Raw genomic sequence first — 15,809 nt, 5'->3', positions numbered from 1 at the left:
GCCCTCCTCTCACAGTTCCTGCGCGAAGCGGCGCTTCGAGCGCTCGAAGACGATCGTGCCGACCACGAAGACCGCGACGGCGATGAGCAGCCCGGCCCACCACAGCCCGTAGGGCTCCCCCGGCTGGGCGAGGGTGTAGGCGAACGGGTGGTCCGTGGCGAGCTCGTCGACGACCGGCTTCGAGTACCGCCAGAAGGCGACGTGGAACAGCTGCACCACGATCGTCAGCGGGTTCAGCTGGTACAGCCACCACCAGATCGTGCCGTCGAGCGACTTCTGCACCATGTCGATCCGGTACAGCACCGGGGACAGCCACGTCGCGACCATGACGATGAGGTCCACGAAGTTCTCCACGTCGCGGAACGCCGCGTTCAGCGCCGCGGTGAGCATGCCCAGTCCCATCGTGAACACGAGCAGGATCAGCATCCCCAGCAGGAAGGCCACCGCCGCCGTGGGCGAGGGCAGCCAGCCGTTGAGCACGGCGCCCACCACGAGCACGAGCAGCTGCGGCAGGAAGTGCACGAGGGCGACCATCATGCTCGCCCACGGGAACAGCTGGCTGGGGATGTAGATCTTCGCGACGAGCGCCCCGTTGCCCGTGATCGAGCGGGTCGCGTTGCCGAAGACCTCGCCGAACAGGTTCACCACGACGATCCCGCTGAAGAGGTACACGGCATACGCCGGGGTGCCCTTGTTCAGCTCGAGGAACACACCCATCGCGATGTAGAACACGAGGAACTGCACGGCGGGCTTGACGTAGCTCCACACCATGCCGAGCACGCTGCCGCGGTAGCGGACCCGCAGCTCCTTCTTCACCAGCAGGCGCAGCAGGAACCGCTCCTTGAGCGGGTTCAGCCACCCGGCGTCCTGGCCGGGGGCCTTCCACCCCTCGGCGCGCTCCGCGGCCGAGGGGGTGCGACGCGTCGGGGCGGTCGCCGTCACGCGGAGGCCCCCTCCGGGGTGGACGGCGCGGCGGTGTCGACGTCGTCGATGCCCGGGCGCACCGGGGCCGGGTTCTCGCTGAAGGTGCGCTCCCAGGCGGCGAAGGAGGTCAGGCCCTCCGCGGCGGCGCGGTACTCGTCCCGCAGCCGGTTCCACTGGCGGTACAGGTCCAGGTGGGTGCGCGCCGTGCGGACGAGCATCGAGCGGACCTGCTCCGGGCGGCGGCGGTACCAGGCGAGCTTCGTGCCCTCCGCGTTGGAGACCACGGCGCTGTCGTAGTGGCTCAGCGTCCACCACTTCGCGTCCTGGTGGGCGATCGCGGCCTGTGGGTGCGCGGCCGAGCTCTCCGGCGGCGCGGCGATCAGCTGCCGCGCCATCGTCTTCGCGGTCCACAGCGGGAGCATCGAGCGGCGCGGGGCGGAGAACGCCCGGCCCTTGCGCGGCGGCTTGTGCATCCGCACCTCGGGGAACTGGTCGGCGTCCGCCTTGGTGAGGGAGTCGTCGTAGGTCTGCGCCATCGCCCGCAGCTCGGGCAGCTTGGTGCCGATCTCGTCGTGCAGCACGCCCGGACCGCGCAGGACGTCCTCCTGGGCGATCAGACGTGCCGCCTCGGTGTAGTACTGCATGGACATGAGGTGCTTGACATCGATGCCCTGGGACTCGGTGAGCACCTTGCCGCCGCGCTCGTAGACCGAGTGCAGCAGCGCCGTGATGATGCGGTTGCGCTCGTGGAAGTAGATCTGCCAGTCCAGCGCGTCGTTCTTGTCCGTCCACGTGATGTGCCAGACGGCCGCGCCGGGCATCGAGACGGTCGGGTATCCGGCCTTCTTCGCGCGGAGGCCGTACTCGGCGTCGTCCCACTTGATGAAGACGGGCAGGCTCAGGCCGATCGCCCGGACGGTCTCGGTGGGGATGAGGCAGGTCCACCAGCCGTTGTAGTCGACGTCGGCGCGGCGGTGCAGCCACGGGGTGGAGCGCAGCGGCTCGACGGCGAAGTCGTGGCCCAGGCGCCCCTCGGGGATCGTCACCTTGGGCTGGATCGCCCACGGGTCCACGCTCTCGCCGAAGGCGTGCAGCACCGAGCGGTTGTTGAGGTCGAACATGTGCGCGCCCACGAGCATCGGCGTGCGCGCGAAGTCCGCGAAGGTGAGCATGCGCAGGAGCGACTCGGGCTCGATGTCGATGTCGTCGTCGCAGTTGATGACGTAGGTCGAGGAGCCGTTGGTCGACGCCTCGTACATGCCGCGCGAGAAGCCGCCGGAGCCGCCGATGTTGCCCTGCTCGATGATCTGCAGCTGCTCGCCCATCGCGGCCTGCAGGGGCTCGATCTCGTCGTGGTCGTTCAGGCGGTCGGTGCCCTGGTCCACGACGTACATGACGTCGAGCTTCTCGCGGAGGTCCGTGTCCTTGCTGATCAGCTCGATGTTGTCGAGGCAGTAGGAGACCTTGTTCATCGTCGTCATGGCGATCGAGAAGGTGCCCTCGGTGCGGGCCGCGGAGGCGTCGGCCGTCCACTGGGCACCGTGGATCGTCAGCGGGTCCGGGCCGGAGATGACGTCGAACCAGTACCAGCCGCCGTCGCCGAAGGCCGTCAGCGGCAGGTCGAAGCGGGTCTCGCCGGGGCGGGAGACGATGGCCATGTCGTGGCGCTGGATCGCACCGCGCGCGTTCGAGCGGTAGACGATGATCTGCCCGCGGCCGCTCGTCGCGATCGTGAGCGTCACCTCGCGCACCGGGGTCCAGCGGCGCCAGTAGCTCGCCGGGAAGGCGTTGAAGTAGGTGCCGAAGGAGCGCAGCGACTGCGGCGGCACCTCGACGCCGTGGCGGGCGCTGAGCTCCTCGAGGTCGAGCTGCGACGCCCCGGTCGTGCCGGTGGCCCCGGCGGCGGGCTCCGCGCTCTCCGCGGTGGCGGTGCCCAGCCCGAAGGAGCCGGTCTGGGCGCCCGAGCGGGCGGCCTGCGACTCGATGTACAGCGGGATCACGTCGGGCGTCGGCGCGAGCGGCATGATGAGCCGCTGCAGGATCCGCTGCGGGGCGCTCTCAGCCGACTCCGCGGACTCGGCGGACTCGGTGCTCTGGGGACGGGTCGTGCTCACGATCGGTGTCTCCTCCTCGGGGACGCGCTCAGCGGCGCAGCAGGTCGGCGAGCTTGTTGTCGGCCATCGACAGCGCGGCGCCGATCGCCATGTGCATGTCGAGGTACTGGTAGGTGCCCAGGCGGCCGCCGAACAGGGTGCGGGGCTCGGCGTCGGCCATCTCGCGGTACCGCAGCAGCGAGTCGCGGTCCGTCGACGAGTTCACGGGGTAGTACGGCTCGTCCTCGCGCTCCGCGAAGCGCGAGTACTCGCGCTGGATGACGGTGCGGTCCTTGGGGTACTCCCGCTCGGGGTGGAAGTGGCGGGGCTCGATGATGCGCGTGAAGGGCACCGACTCGTCCGCGTAGTTCATGACCGAGGTGCCCTGGAAGTCGCCGGTGGTGTCGAGGTGCTCGGTCTCGAGATCGATCGTGCGCCACTTGAGGTCGCCGAGCTCGTAGTCGAAGTAGCGGTCCACGGGGCCCGTGTAGACGACCGGGAGCTGGCCGCGCACGGCCTTCTTGTTGAAGGGCTGGGACTCGTCGAAGTAGTCCACCCCCAGCTGCACCTCGATGTTGGGGTGGTCCGCCATGCGCTCGAGCCACGCGGTGTAGCCCTGCTGGGGCAGCCCCTCGTGGGTGTCGTTGAAGTAGCGGTTGTCGTACGTGTAGCGCACGGGGAGGCGGGAGATGATCCCGGCGGGCAGGTCCTTGGGATCCGTCTGCCACTGCTTGCCCGTGTAGTGCTTGATGAACGCCTCGTAGAGCGGGCGGCCGATCAGGGAGATGCCCTTGTCGTTGAGGTTCTCGGGATCGGTCCCGGCGAGCTCCCCGGCCTGCTCCTGCACGAGCGCGCGCGCCTCGTCCGGCGTGTACGCGGAGGAGAAGAACTGGTTGATGGTGCCGAGGTTGATCGGCATGGGGTACACGATGCCCTGGTGGTTCGTGTACACCTTGTGCACGTAGCCCGTGAACGCGGTGAAGCGGTTCACGTACTCCCACACCCGCTCGTTCGAGGTGTGGAACAGGTGGGCCCCGTACTTGTGGACCTCGATCCCGGTGGCCTCGTCGGCCTCGGAGTACGCGTTGCCGCCCAGGTGCGGCCGCTTGTCGATGATGGTGACCTTGGCGCCGTGCTCGGTCGCGGCGCGTTCGGCGATGGTCAGGCCGAACAGGCCGGAGCCGACGATCAGCAGATCAGGAGTGGCCACGGGGGTTCCTTTCGAAGCGGTCGGACGGTCCTCGGCGGACCAGCTCACAGTAGCGGAGGCGGGTGGCGGGGGCGGTGCCCCCGGGGACGGCGCGTCGGGCGATGTGCGCCCTGTCATGCGCCCGCCCGTGCGGGCTCAGCGCATGGGCTCCACGAAGCGGCGGTAGCCGAAGCGACGCAGCCGCCACGGGGCGAGATGGTACCCGCCGCGCAGCACGATGTTGGTCAGGAACGCGCGGGGACCGATCACACGGTCCAGCAGGAGCGTGCGCTGGAGGCGCAGGTCGCTCGTGAAGAGCGTCCAGCCGCCGCGACGCTCGAAGAGGTGCTCGTCGACGCGGTAGTCGACGACGACCTCCTCGACGTTGCCCATGCGCGCCCCGCCGAGCATCATCCGCTCCCACAGCCAGTAGTCCTCGAGCAGCGGGAGGTCGCGGTAGCCGCCCACGGCGAGCGCGACCGAGCGCCGCAGCACGATCGTGGGGTGGTGGAAGGGCGAGTGGCGGCCCAGGTAGCCCACGATCTGCTCGTGCTCGAGGGGGCGGGTGCGCAGCGGCCCCTCCCCCGGGGCGACCCGGTCGCTGAACTCCTGCATGGACCCGCCCAGCAGATCGGCGCCCTCGCCGTCCTCCGTGCGCGCCATCCGCGGTATCTGGACGGCGAAGCGCTCGGGCCGGCAGAGGTCATCCGCGTCGGCCCGCGCGACGATCTCGTGCGGGGAGGCCTCGAGGCCGTCCTGGAGGGTGAGGGCGATGCCCCGGTGCTGGGGGTGGCGCAGCACGCGGGCGGGACCGAACTCCTCGGCCTCGACCCTCGCCACGAGCTCCTCGAGCGCGCTCGAAAGCGGGCCGTCGACGGTGAGCAGGAACAGGTCCGGGCGCAGGGTCTGGCCGGTCGTCGCGGAGGCGATCGCCGCCTCGACGCGCGCGGGCTCGTCGCGGCCCCAGAGGGGCATGAGCACCGCGAACGGGGGGACGGCGCTCATCGCCCGGCCGCCCGCTCGATGCGGCGGACGTCCGCCGCGGCCTCCGGGTCCGTCGCGAGGACCGCGGCCGACGGTCGCGGACCGCGGCGCAGCGCGGCGAGCAGCCCGCGCGCACCGACGCCCGTGAGCTCGCCGCGGTGGCGGGCGAGCCGGCGCAGCCAGCCCAGCACGGTGCTGCCGCCGTAGAGCACCTTCTCGGACGGGGTGAAGGAGGTGGTGCGCAGCAGCGCCCAGGTGCGGTTGCGCACGTCGTAGTAGAAGCGCGAGCCCGGGTTGGACTGGGCGTCGCCGAAAAGCACGGTGCGGTGCTCGACCACGGAGGCGGGGACCTGCAGGCCCCGGCCCCGGCGCAGCAGGCGGCCGGTGTGCTCGAAGTCGTCGGACCAGATGAAGTAGTCGGCATACGGGAGGCCCAGGCGGCGCACGTCCTCGCCGCGCAGCAGTGCGGAGACGTAGCTCGCGGTGCGGATCGGCCGGCCGCCCGCGGCGGCGGCGTCCCGCTTCTCCCCCGCGCTCGCCCGGAAGCGGGTGCGCTGGGTGTTCATCGGGTGGTCGCGGCCGTCGGTCCAGACGGCGCGGGAGCTGAGCACGCTCAGCCGCACCGGCGACGCCTCGATCGAGCGCAGCAGCTCCGCGAGGGCGGAGGGCGTGGGGACCGTGTCGTCGTCCATGAGCCACAGCCAGTCGGCGTCGTGGCGCACGAGCGCGCGGGCCATGCCGGCCGCGAAGCCGCCCGCCCCGCCCACGTTGCGGCGCAGGTGCAGGACGTCGGCGCCCAGGGGGTGGGCATCGGCGACGCGACCGGAGCCGTCCGAGGAGGCGTTGTCCACCACGACCACGGCATCCGGGCGGCGCTCCTGGGCGGCGAGGCCGTCCAGGCACTGCTCGAGCAGCTGCTCGCGGTTGTAGGTGACCACCACCGCGACCACGCGCGGGGCGCTCTCCTGCCCCCGTGCTGCGGTGCTGTCCACAAGGCCTCCTGCTGGTGCGTCGTCGTGGCGCCGGGGTCCCCCGGCGGCGCCGGCGGGCGCCTCGGACCAGTGTACGGAGAGGTCCCGGGCCGATCCCGGGAGCCCCGCGCACGGCGTGTGAAGGTTCGCAGGAGGTTCCGCGACGTCATGGACCCGGTGCGGTCGCGCGGGAGGGTTGGGGCTAGCCTGTCGGGCGCCATCACCCGTCAGCACCCGCCGGCCCGCGCCGCGACGGGCCCCCGAACAGACCCGCGCCACGCGAGCGAGAGGAGACGGCACATGAGCGATCAGCAGCCCCCGCGCTCCCCGCGACACGGAGGACCGCGCCGCCCCCGGGGCCATCGCGCCCGCGCCGGCGGCAGCGCCCGCCCCGTCCCCGCGCCGGGACGCGGCGAGCGCGAGGAGACCCCGACCCGCGCCTACCCGGCCGTCGATCCCTGCACGGCCCCCGCCCGCGACCGGGCTCCGGAGCGCCATGCGGCGCCCGCCCGCGACGCCTCCGATCCGCTCCTGGCCGGCGCGCCCGTCGGGGACGTGCCGGACGGCGCTCCCCGCCGCCACGCGCGCCGGCCCGGCCGCCGCTCGCGCCTGCCCCGCCCCCTGCGGCTTGGGCTGACGCTCGTCGCCCTGGTCCTCGTGATGCTCCTCGCCTGGGGCGCCGGCCTCGCGCTGTGGACGAACTCCCGGATCGAGCACGTCGACGCGCTCTCCGGGGCGGAGGCCACCGAGGGGCAGACCTACCTCATCGCCGGATCCGACGCCCGCGGCGGCGACGCCGTGGCCGACGACGGCACGACCGGCCAGCGCACCGACACGATCATGCTGCTGCACAAGGCCCCGAACGGCCGCAGCTACCTCGTCTCCCTGCCCCGCGACACCCTCGTGGACATCCCCGGGCACGGGAGGTACAAGCTCAACGCCGCCTTCGCCTTCGGCGGCGCCCCGCTGCTCGTGAAGACCGTGGAGCAGTTCACCGGCATGACGATCGACCACTACGTCGAGATCGGCTTCGACGGTGTCGAGGGCATGGTCGACGCCGTCGGCTCCGTGAACCTCTGCATCGACCAGGACGTGGACGACGAGAAGTCCGGGCTGAAGATGACCGAGGGCTGCCACGACGTGGGCGGTGAGCAGGCGCTCGCCTTCGTGCGCGCCCGCTACTTCGACCCCACCGCGGACATCGGCCGCCAGGCCCGCCAGCAGCAGTTCGTGGGCGCCCTCATGTCCCGCGTCGCCTCCCCCGGCGTGCTCCTGAACCCCGTGACCCAGGTGCGGCTCGCGGGCGCCGGCACGGACGCCCTCGCGACGAGCGAGGGCACGGGGATCGTGGACCTGGGCCGGATGGCGCTCACGGCGCGCAGCGCGATGAAGGCCGGCACGGTGACCATGCCGATCGAGGACCCGGCCTACCGGACGAAGCACTCCGGTCAGGCGATCCTCACGGACGACGACGACACGGCCGCGTTCTTCGGCTCGATCGCCGACGGCAGCGCGGAGCCGAAGGCCGCCTCCTGACGACCGCCAGAGCCGGCGCTCCCCGCTGATCCGTCCCGTCGCGAGAGGACGGATCGGATCAGCGGAAGAGCATGTCGATGACGATGTTCACGGAGTTGAGCACCGACTGGCCCTTCGAGCGGGAGTAGTCCGTGTAGAGGATGTGCACGGGGTGCTCGCGCACGGTCAGCTCGTGGCGGCCGATCTCCTCGACGATCTCCGAGGCGTGCGCCATGCGGTTCTGCTCGATCGCGATCCTCTCGCACGCCTCGCGGCCCAGGACCCGCAGCCCGTTGTGGGCGTCCGTGAGCCGCACGCCGCTGGTGACGTTCGAGTACCAGACCGCGCCGCGCAGCACGATGCGCTTGATGAGGCCGGGGCGCGTGCGCCCGTCGAGGAAGCGGGAGCCGAGAACCACGTCCACGCCCTCCTCCTCGCGCAGGGCGATCATGGCGGCGGCGTCGTCGACCTGGTGCTGACCGTCGGCGTCGAAGGTGACGACCTGGCGCATCCCCGGGTCCCGCAGCGCGTAGTCGATGCCGGTCTTCAGCGCGGCGCCCTGGCCGAGGTTGAAGGGATGGCGCACGACGGCCGCACCGGCCTCCTCGGCGATCCGCGCGGAGGCGTCCGCGCTGCCGTCGTCGACGCAGACCACGAGCGGGTAGCGGGTGCGCAGGGCGCGGATGACGTCGCCGATGACCTCACCCTCGTTGAACAGGGGCACCACGAACCAGGTGCGCTCCGCGCCGGGGCTGTCGGCCTCGGGCGCCGGCTCCGGATGCTCGGTAGAGGTCATGCAGGGCTCCTGGGGACGCGGGACGTCCGGGACGACGAGGCAGGGCATCCGGGTCCAGGCCCGGGACAACGACGGACGATACCCTGTCACGGTGGATCGCCCCCGGGCGACCGTCCCTCGCAGAAGTGGCGCAGTGCGCCGGAAGGAAGATCTCACGTGAAGACTGCTGTCGTCGCCCTCGGCAAGATCGGGCTCCCGCTCGCCGTCCAGTTCGCCGATGCCGGCCACGAGGTCGTGGGCGTCGACGTCAATGCCCGCCAGGTCGAGCTGATCAACCAGGCGAAGGAGCCCTTCCCGGGCGAGGCCCAGCTCGCCGAGAAGCTCGCCGAGCTCGTCCCCGCCGGCCGCCTCCGTGCGACCACCGACTACGCCGAGGCGATCCCCGGCGCGGACGCCGTCGTCATCGTCGTCCCCCTGTTCGTGGACGACGCGAGCTGGGAGCCGGACTTCGGCTGGATGGACGAGGCGACCCGCTCGCTGGCCGAGCACCTCACCCCCGGCACCCTCGTCTCCTACGAGACGACGCTCCCCGTGGGGACCCTGCGCACCCGCTTCGTGCCGATGATCGAGGAGATCTCCGGGCTGAAGGAGTCGCAGGACTTCTTCGCCGTCTTCTCCCCCGAGCGCGTGCTCACCGGCCGCGTGTTCGCGGACCTGCGCAAGTACCCCAAGCTCATCGGTGCGATCTCCGAGGAGGGCACCGCGCGGGCGCGCGCCTTCTACGAGTCCGCGCTGACCTTCGACGAGCGCCCTGACCTGCCCCGCCCCAACGGCGTGTGGGACCTCGGCTCCCCCGAAGCCTCCGAGCTCGCGAAGCTCGCCGAGACCACCTACCGCGACGTGAACATCGCGCTGGCCAACGAGTTCGCGCTGTTCGCGCAGGACCACGGCATCGACGTGTACAAGGTCATCGAGGCCAGCAACTCGCAGCCCTACTCCCACATCCACCAGCCGGGCATCGCGGTGGGCGGCCACTGCATCCCGGTCTACCCGCGCCTGTACCTCTCGGGCGACCCGAGCGCGACGACGGTCCGCACCGCCCGCCAGCTCAACGCCTCCGTCCCCGCGTTCCTCGTGGAGCGCGCCGCGGGCCTGCTCGGCTCGCTGAAGGGTCTGAAGGCCGTCGTGCTCGGCGCCTCGTACCGCACCGGGGTGAAGGAGACCGCGTTCTCCGGCGTGTTCCCGGTGGTCGAGGCCCTCCGTGCCCAGGGCGCCGAGGTCGCGGTGCACGACACCTACTACGACGACGAGGAGATCGCAGGCTTCGGCTGGGCGCCGTACCACCTGGGGGAGGCCGCGGATCTCGTGATCGTGCAGACCAACCACCCGGAGTACGCGGAGCTCTCCGCCGCGGAGGTCCCCGGGGTGAAGCTCGTGGTCGACGGCCGCAACATCACGACCGCCGAGAACTGGGCCGGCACGCCGCGCCTGGTGCTCGGCGACGGCTCCGCCTCCACCCACCAGCAGGCCGAGGAGGCCTGAGCCGGTGGGCGCCCACGAGCTGATCCTCGCGCTGGGGCCCACGATCCCCGCCGGGAGCCGCACGCTGATCATCCAGATCCTGCTGGTCCTGGGGATCCTCGGGATCATCGCCTGGCTGTTCATCACCCGCGGGGCGAAGCAGCTGGCCGTGCGCCGCCTGCTGATCCTCGGCTTCGCCGTGTTCGCGGTGCTCACGGTGATGTTCCCGCGCGTGCTGACCTCGGTCGCGCACGTCGTCGGGGTGGGCCGCGGCGCGGACCTGCTCCTCTACGCGACGGTGATCGTGCTGCTGGGCTCGCTCGCGCTCGCGGAGGCCCGCACGAAGAACGCGGAGAAGCGCACCACCGTGCTCGCCCGCCGCCTGGCGCTGGACGAGTCGGAGCAGCCCCTCGCCTACCGCGAGCGGATGCTCGGCACCGACCGCGGATGACCGACGTCCTGCTCCTGCTGCTGAGCGTCCTGCTGGTCCTCGCGGCGACCTATCTGCCCGGCTACGCGGTTCCGCGCGCCCTCGGCGGCTCGCGCCTGCTGTCCCTCGCGATCGCCCCGGCGGTCGCCGCCGGGATCGCGGGCACCGCGGCCCTGATCGCCCCGTTCGTCGGGGTCGGCTGGTCGCTGCTGCCGCACCTGGGGCTCGCCCTCGTGCTCGTGGGCCTCGCGGTGCTGCTGCGCCGGTGGGGCGTGCGCCTGCCGGGCGCGGCCCTCGAGGGCCGTCTGATGCCTCCGCGCACGGTGCTGCTCGCCCCGGTGTGGGTCACCCTCGCCGCCGCGCTGGCCGTCGTGCCGATCGCGGTGCGGGCACGGACCCCCGGCGTGGTCCTCGAGCGCTGGGACACGCTCTACCACCTCTCCGCGCTGCAGCGGATCCGGGAGACCGGCACGGCCTCGAGCCTCGACGTCGGCTCGGTCTCGAGCACGGTGGGCGAGGCGACCGCGTACCCGGCGGCGTTCCATGCGCTGGCCTCCCTCGTGCCGGGGGTGCCGGTGCCGATCGTGCTGAACGGCGCGGTGCTGGCCCTCGCGCTCGTGCCCTGGCTGCTGGGCTCGGCGCTGCTCGCAAGGGCCGTGTTCCCCGAGGTGGCCTGGGCGCCGTTCGCCGTCGCGATCGGCGCGGCGATCGTGCCCGCCGCCCCGCTCGACGAGTGGATCCATCTCTCCGCGATCCCGAACCTCGTGGGCTTCGCGGCGCTCCCGGGCGCCCTCGCCGCGGTCCTCGCGCTCTGGCAGGCGCTGTTCCCCGGGCCGACCCCGACGGGGCCGACGTCGGCGCTGCAGGAAGGGCCGGCGGTCGACGCCGCCCCCACGGCCTCCGGGTGGCGGCCGGCCCTCGCGGCCCTCGCGATCGCGTGCCTCGCGGCGCTGGGTCTCGGCCTGCTGCACCCGAACGTCGCCGTCATGGCGCTGCTGCTGACGACCGTGCTCACCGCGGCGACCGCGCTCCGCGAGCGGCGTCGCCGGCGCCTGCTGTGGCTGGTCCCCGTCCTCTGCGTGATCCCCGTGCTGCTGCTGGCCCTGACCCCGCTCGCCGCGGCCGTCACCGGCTTCCAGGGCGGCCTCCAGGTGCCGTGGTGGTCCGCGCTCGGCGAGATCCTGCTGGGCCTGCTGACCGTGTGGCCGATGGCGCTCGGCATCATCCTCGCGGCCCTGTGGTGGCCGGGGCTCGTGCGCACGCTGTGGCGCGGACCGGCCCGCTGGGTGGGCGTCGCCTGGATCGTCGTGGCCGTGCTGTACCTCGACTCCGCGGTGGACTCCCCGCTGGGCCTCTCGACACTCTGGTACCGCGGGCAGGACCGCCTCTCGATGCCGCTCGCCATGCTCTCCGTGCTGCTGATCGTGCCGGGCCTGCAGGTCTGGGGCCGGCTGCGCGGCCCCCTCGACGCCGACGGCCGCCGCCCGCGCCCCTCGCGCCCCGTCATCGCGCTGCTCGTGGTGCTCGCCCTCGCGGCGGGGGCGAGCTCGATCCCGACCCGCCTCGACAACGCGGCGAAGAACCTCTCCGCGGAGTACTCGGGCCGCGGCCGCTTCCTCCAGCAGGACGAGCTCGAGGCCTGGGCCGCCGCCGATCCCACGATGGACCACTCCCTCAAGGTGCTCGCGAGCCCCTTCTCCGGCGCCTCGCACATGTACGCGATCCACGGTCAGCAGGTGTACTTCCCGGTCGCGGGCATGGCGCTCGAGAACCAGGACCGGGCCCTGCTCTACGCCCTCTCCGGCTCGAACGGCGAGGTGCCCGCCGCCCAGGTGTGCGATCTGCTGCACGAGGCCGGCGTGGGCTACGTCTACCAGGAGCAGATCACCTACCAGTGGTCCTCGACGTTCGACCTTGTGAACCGGGCCGATCCCGCGATCGGCACCGTCGTCTTCGAGACCGACCACTCCCGACTCATCGCCGTCGACTGCGAAGGGACCACGTGACCTCTCCGGCCCCGGACCCCGCTCAGCCCGCGACACGACCGCCGGCTCCCACAGCGCCTCGGCGACGGGAGTACGTTCCCGCGCTCGACGTCATCCGGATCGTCGCGATCCTCGGCGTCGTGGCGGTGCACGTGGTGGGCGGCGGCGTCGAGGACGGCTCCGCGCCGCTCGGGATCACGGCGGTGGACATGGCCGCCTCCGCGGCCGTGCCGGTGTTCCTCATGATGGCGGGGGCCCTGAACCTCCATCCCTCGGCGCTGCGCCGCGGCCCGGGCACCTTCTGGCGGCAGCGGGCGGTGCGGATCCTGCCCGCGCTCGTGGTGTGGTCCGCGCTCTACATGCTCGTCATCGGTCCGCTCGCGGGGGCGGAGATGAGCGTCGGCACGGCGATCGACCAGGTCATCACCGGCAAGACCTTCACCCACCTGTACTTCCTGTGGGCGATCGCCGGGCTGTACGTGATCGCGCCCGTGATCGCCGCCTTCCTGCACGCGGTGCCGGAGCAGGAGGGTCGGCGCGCGTGGGGGCTGGGGCTGCTCGCGTGCGCGTGGACGGCGCTCGCCTTCGCGGTGCCGTACCTGACCCGGCAGCCGAGCATCGAGGGGCTGGACTCCCATCGGCCGATCGAGCCCGGATCGCTCACCTACTGGATGGCCTTCGCGGGCTACTTCGTGATCGGCCGGGCGGCGATCGTGGCGCCCGTCGCGCGGCGCTGGGCGCTCGCGGCCCTCGCGACGACGCCCGTCGCGATCGCGGCGCTGACCTGGCTGTACGAGGCGGGCCGGGACGACGGCGGCTCCCTGCTCGTGCGCACGCTCCGGCCGGACTACTCCTCGCCGAGCGTCATGGTCTACGCGCTGCTGCTGTTCCTGGCGCTCGCCTCGCTCACCGGTTCATGGCGGGTGGGACCGCGCGCCCAGGCCTGGCTGCGGGCGCTCGGCAACGCGACGTTCGGGGTGTTCCTCGTGCACTTCGCGGTGCTCGTGCTGCTGCGGCAGATCCCCGCGCTCGAGGGCTACGACCTGTGGCAGATGGCGACGGTGTGGCTCGTCACCGTGCCGGTCTCCTTCGTGATCGCGCTGGTCGCGCAGCGGGTGCCGGGTCTGCGGCTCATCTTCTGAGCCCGGCGCCCGTGCCGGGCGCCGCCACGGCCCCGCCGCGCGGGGCGCTCAGCGGCCCGCGGCCTCGATGACCGCGGCGGCGGCCCGGGCGGCCGCCCCCTGCAGCGAGGCGTGCTCGAGGGTCCACTCCCGCAGGTGCTCCGTCGTGGGGCGGTCCTCGCCGTCGAGGGCGGCGCGCATCGCGTGCGCGACCTGCGCGGGGTCGTACGCGCTCGCCCAGCCGAGCCCGCCGCCGCGGATCCGTTCGGAGGCCGCGCCCTCGCCCGCGTGGACGACGGGGGTGCCGGAGGCGGTAGCCGCGTAGATCTTCGTGGGCAGCGCGAACTCGTAGCCCAGCCCCGGGGTGATCGAGCTGAGCCCGGCGACGGCGCCGCGGAGCATGCGGGACATCTCCGCGGGGGCGAGCCGGCCGCGGAACTCGATGCCCTCGATCCCCTGCCGCTCGACCATCGCGGCGAGCTCCTCCTTGCCGCTGCCCTCCGAGAAGAACAGCAGCCGCGCCTCGGGGCGCTCGGCGCGGAGCCGGGCGAAGGCCTCGACGAAGATGTCCGCCCCCTGCCACTCCGAGACGGTGCCGCCGTAGACGAAGTAGGGGCCGGGCTCCTCCGGGGCGGGGCCGTCGGCCGTGAAGGTGTCCGTGTCGATGCCGTTGCCGACCATGGTCAGCGAGGGGCGCCGGCCGATCAGCGCGGCGACCCGGTCGTCGACGCCCGTCGAGATCGTGAGGACCTTCGCGGCGCGCCGCCAGGTGGTGGTTTCCATGAACCGCACGCCGGCGACGACCGCGCGGGGCACGCTGTCGACGCTCTCGGAGGCGTCGGACCAGATGTCCGCCGCGTAGAACACGGTGGGCACGCGCCGGAGCACGCCGAGCACGGTCGCGACGATGCCGGTGGTGGGCGGCGGCTCCGCGACGATGACGTCCGGCCGACGCCGCAGCAGCAGGCGCAGCGTGAGGGGCACGTCGAAGCTCATGTAGGAGACGTAGCCGCGCACCTGCTGCTGGTGGTCGCGCTTGACGGGGAAGCGGGAGACGCCGTGCACGCGGTCCTTGCCGACGGTGCCGCGCGGCGGGCGCGTGGTGAGCACGGACACCTCGCAGCCGGCCTCCTCGAGGGCGCGCACGAGCGCCTCCTGGCGGAACGCGGCGGCGACCGGCTCGGGCGTGAACACGCGGGTCGCGACGACGACGCGCGGCGGGTCGGTGGGGCGGCGGCTCATCGGGCGCGCTCCTGCAGCAGCGCGACGACGCGCTGGGCGGCCTGCCCGTCGCCGTAGTGGTCCGGGCGGTCCGCGGTGGGGCGGGGGCGGCCGACGGCCGCGGGGAGGTCGGCGGGATCCGCGACGAGCTGGTTCCAGCCGTTCTCGAGGGTCTCGACCCATTCGGTCTCGGTGCGGACGGTCGTGCAGGGCGTGCCCAGGAGGTACGCCTCCTTCTGCAGACCGCCGGAGTCGGTGACGACGGCGCGGGCACGCTGCACGGCGGCCACGAGGTCCGGGTAGGCGAGCGGCTCCCCCACGCGGACGGCGCCGCCGGCGAGGTCGATGCCCGCCGCCTCGGCCTTCGCCACGAGCCGCGGGTGCGCGAGGAGCGCGAGCGGCATGTCCAGGGACTGCAGACCGCGGACGATCGCGCGCAGCCGCTCGGGGTCGTCGGTGTTGTCGGCCCGGTGGATCGTCGCGACGGCGAAGTCCGCGGCGGGGTCGATCCCCTCGGGGAGCCGCAGCGGCTGGTCCCGGACGGCGGCGGCGACGCGCAGGCAGACGTCGGTCATGACGTCGCCGACGACGACCGTGCGCTCCGCGAGACCCTCCGCGGCGAGGTGCTCGCGCGCGACCTCGGTGGGGGCGAGGAGGAGGTCGGCGGCGTGGTCGGTGAGGACCCGGTTGTGCTCCTCGGGCATGCGCCGGTTGAAGGAGCGCAGGCCCGCCTCGAGGTGGGCGACCCTGAGGTGCATCTTCACCGCGGAGAGCGTGCCCGCGAGGGTCGAGTTGGTGTCGCCGTAGACGAGCACCCAGTCCGGGCGGTGCTCCTCGAGCACCTCGTCCATCGCGGCGAGCATGGAGCCGGTCTGGCGGCCGTGCGTGCCGGAGCCGCTGCCGAGGTTGACGTCGGGGGCGGGGATCCGGAGGTCCGCGAAGAAGACGTCGCTCATCGCGGCGTCGTAGTGCTGGCCGGTGTGGACGATGACGTGCTCGACGCCCTCCGCCTCCGCGGCGGCGTCCGCCACGGCGGCGAGCTTCACGAACTGGGGCCGGGCTCCCACCACGGACAGGATCTTCATCGGGCGGGTCCTCCTGGACGGCTCGGGTGCGGGG

At 72.8% G+C, this 15,809-nt stretch carries 13 protein-coding genes; 5 read left to right on the top strand and 8 right to left on the bottom strand.

Translation table 11 applies throughout. The annotated features are described in order from the left end of the window. Nucleotides 1-9: 9 nt before the first annotated feature. The 5 genes from C1N80_RS08490 to C1N80_RS08470 all read right to left on the bottom strand — a co-directional run bounded on the left by C1N80_RS08490 (nucleotide 10) and on the right by C1N80_RS08470 (nucleotide 6,182). Complete coding sequence (locus tag C1N80_RS08490; protein WP_137770364.1) at nucleotides 10-942, bottom strand: ABC transporter permease; 933 nt, start codon at nucleotides 940-942, stop codon at nucleotides 10-12. After that, on the bottom strand, nucleotides 939-2,948 hold the full coding sequence (locus tag C1N80_RS08485) for a glycosyltransferase (RefSeq protein ID WP_137771709.1): 2,010 nt from the start codon (nucleotides 2,946-2,948) through the stop codon (nucleotides 939-941). The genes C1N80_RS08490 and C1N80_RS08485 overlap by 4 nt, the downstream gene beginning before the upstream one ends. Nucleotides 2,949-3,066: 118 nt before the next feature. Then, nucleotides 3,067-4,227: a UDP-galactopyranose mutase gene (gene glf / locus C1N80_RS08480; protein ID WP_137770363.1), complete on the bottom strand. Its 1,161-nt coding sequence runs from the start codon at nucleotides 4,225-4,227 to the stop codon at nucleotides 3,067-3,069. Between the two features lie 135 nt (nucleotides 4,228-4,362). After that, the gene (locus C1N80_RS08475; RefSeq protein WP_137770362.1) at nucleotides 4,363-5,211 is read right to left on the bottom strand and encodes a glycosyltransferase; all 849 of its coding nucleotides are present in this window, start codon (nucleotides 5,209-5,211) and stop codon (nucleotides 4,363-4,365) included. After that, a complete protein-coding gene (locus C1N80_RS08470) occupies nucleotides 5,208-6,182 on the bottom strand; it encodes a glycosyltransferase (RefSeq protein WP_137770361.1) in 975 nt (324 codons plus the stop codon). The genes C1N80_RS08475 and C1N80_RS08470 overlap by 4 nt, the downstream gene beginning before the upstream one ends. A 279-nt stretch (nucleotides 6,183-6,461) precedes the next feature. Between C1N80_RS08470 and C1N80_RS08465 the strand changes: the two genes are divergently transcribed. After that, entirely contained in the window at nucleotides 6,462-7,697 is a 1,236-nt protein-coding gene (locus tag C1N80_RS08465; RefSeq protein ID WP_240811064.1) for an LCP family protein, read from the top strand. Between the two features lie 58 nt (nucleotides 7,698-7,755). On the opposite strand, the gene C1N80_RS08460 is transcribed toward C1N80_RS08465, so the two are convergent. Further along, entirely contained in the window at nucleotides 7,756-8,472 is a 717-nt protein-coding gene (locus C1N80_RS08460) for a glycosyltransferase family 2 protein (RefSeq protein WP_137770360.1), read from the bottom strand. 156 nt (nucleotides 8,473-8,628) lie between these two features. Between C1N80_RS08460 and C1N80_RS08455 the strand changes: the two genes are divergently transcribed. The 4 genes from C1N80_RS08455 to C1N80_RS08440 all read left to right on the top strand — a co-directional run bounded on the left by C1N80_RS08455 (nucleotide 8,629) and on the right by C1N80_RS08440 (nucleotide 13,490). Beyond that, nucleotides 8,629-9,954, top strand: coding sequence for a nucleotide sugar dehydrogenase (locus C1N80_RS08455; RefSeq protein WP_137770359.1), 1,326 nt, complete (start codon nucleotides 8,629-8,631; stop codon nucleotides 9,952-9,954). A gap of 4 nt (nucleotides 9,955-9,958) precedes the next feature. Next, nucleotides 9,959-10,384, top strand: a complete 426-nt coding sequence (locus C1N80_RS08450) for a DUF2304 domain-containing protein (protein WP_137770358.1) — start codon at nucleotides 9,959-9,961, stop codon at nucleotides 10,382-10,384. Continuing rightward, the gene (locus C1N80_RS08445; protein ID WP_137770357.1) at nucleotides 10,381-12,369 is read left to right on the top strand and encodes a DUF6541 family protein; all 1,989 of its coding nucleotides are present in this window, start codon (nucleotides 10,381-10,383) and stop codon (nucleotides 12,367-12,369) included. The genes C1N80_RS08450 and C1N80_RS08445 overlap by 4 nt, the downstream gene beginning before the upstream one ends. 119 nt (nucleotides 12,370-12,488) lie before the next feature. After that, complete coding sequence (locus tag C1N80_RS08440; protein ID WP_240811063.1) at nucleotides 12,489-13,490, top strand: acyltransferase family protein; 1,002 nt, start codon at nucleotides 12,489-12,491, stop codon at nucleotides 13,488-13,490. A 48-nt stretch (nucleotides 13,491-13,538) separates the two neighbouring features. Here the strand turns inward: C1N80_RS08440 and C1N80_RS08435 are convergent, their stop codons facing one another. Next, nucleotides 13,539-14,711: a glycosyltransferase family 4 protein gene (locus C1N80_RS08435; protein ID WP_137770355.1), complete on the bottom strand. Its 1,173-nt coding sequence runs from the start codon at nucleotides 14,709-14,711 to the stop codon at nucleotides 13,539-13,541. After that, entirely contained in the window at nucleotides 14,708-15,775 is a 1,068-nt protein-coding gene (wecB, locus tag C1N80_RS08430; RefSeq protein WP_137770354.1) for a non-hydrolyzing UDP-N-acetylglucosamine 2-epimerase, read from the bottom strand. Before wecB ends, C1N80_RS08435 begins: the two co-directional genes overlap by 4 nt. Nucleotides 15,776-15,809 lie beyond the last annotated feature (34 nt).

It is taken from the genome of Brachybacterium sp. SGAir0954, from assembly GCF_005490785.1.
Classification (GTDB): domain Bacteria; phylum Actinomycetota; class Actinomycetes; order Actinomycetales; family Dermabacteraceae; genus Brachybacterium; species Brachybacterium rhamnosum.
This window is presented reverse-complemented; position numbering and strand designations above follow the sequence as displayed.

What these genes read in the sequence shown, in the direction of transcription:
- C1N80_RS08465 (WP_240811064.1), top strand. Translation starts at nt 6,462, where the DNA reads ATGAGCGATCAGCAGCCCCCGCGCTCCCCGCGACACGGAGGACCGCGC.
- C1N80_RS08435 (WP_137770355.1), bottom strand. Translation starts at nt 14,711, where the DNA reads ATGAGCCGCCGCCCCACCGACCCGCCGCGCGTCGTCGTCGCGACCCGC.
- C1N80_RS08485 (WP_137771709.1), bottom strand. Translation starts at nt 2,948, where the DNA reads ATGCCGCTCGCGCCGACGCCCGACGTGATCCCGCTGTACATCGAGTCG.
- C1N80_RS08445 (WP_137770357.1), top strand. Translation starts at nt 10,381, where the DNA reads ATGACCGACGTCCTGCTCCTGCTGCTGAGCGTCCTGCTGGTCCTCGCG.
- C1N80_RS08460 (WP_137770360.1), bottom strand. Translation starts at nt 8,472, where the DNA reads ATGACCTCTACCGAGCATCCGGAGCCGGCGCCCGAGGCCGACAGCCCC.
- wecB (WP_137770354.1), bottom strand. Translation starts at nt 15,775, where the DNA reads ATGAAGATCCTGTCCGTGGTGGGAGCCCGGCCCCAGTTCGTGAAGCTC.
- C1N80_RS08475 (WP_137770362.1), bottom strand. Translation starts at nt 5,211, where the DNA reads ATGAGCGCCGTCCCCCCGTTCGCGGTGCTCATGCCCCTCTGGGGCCGC.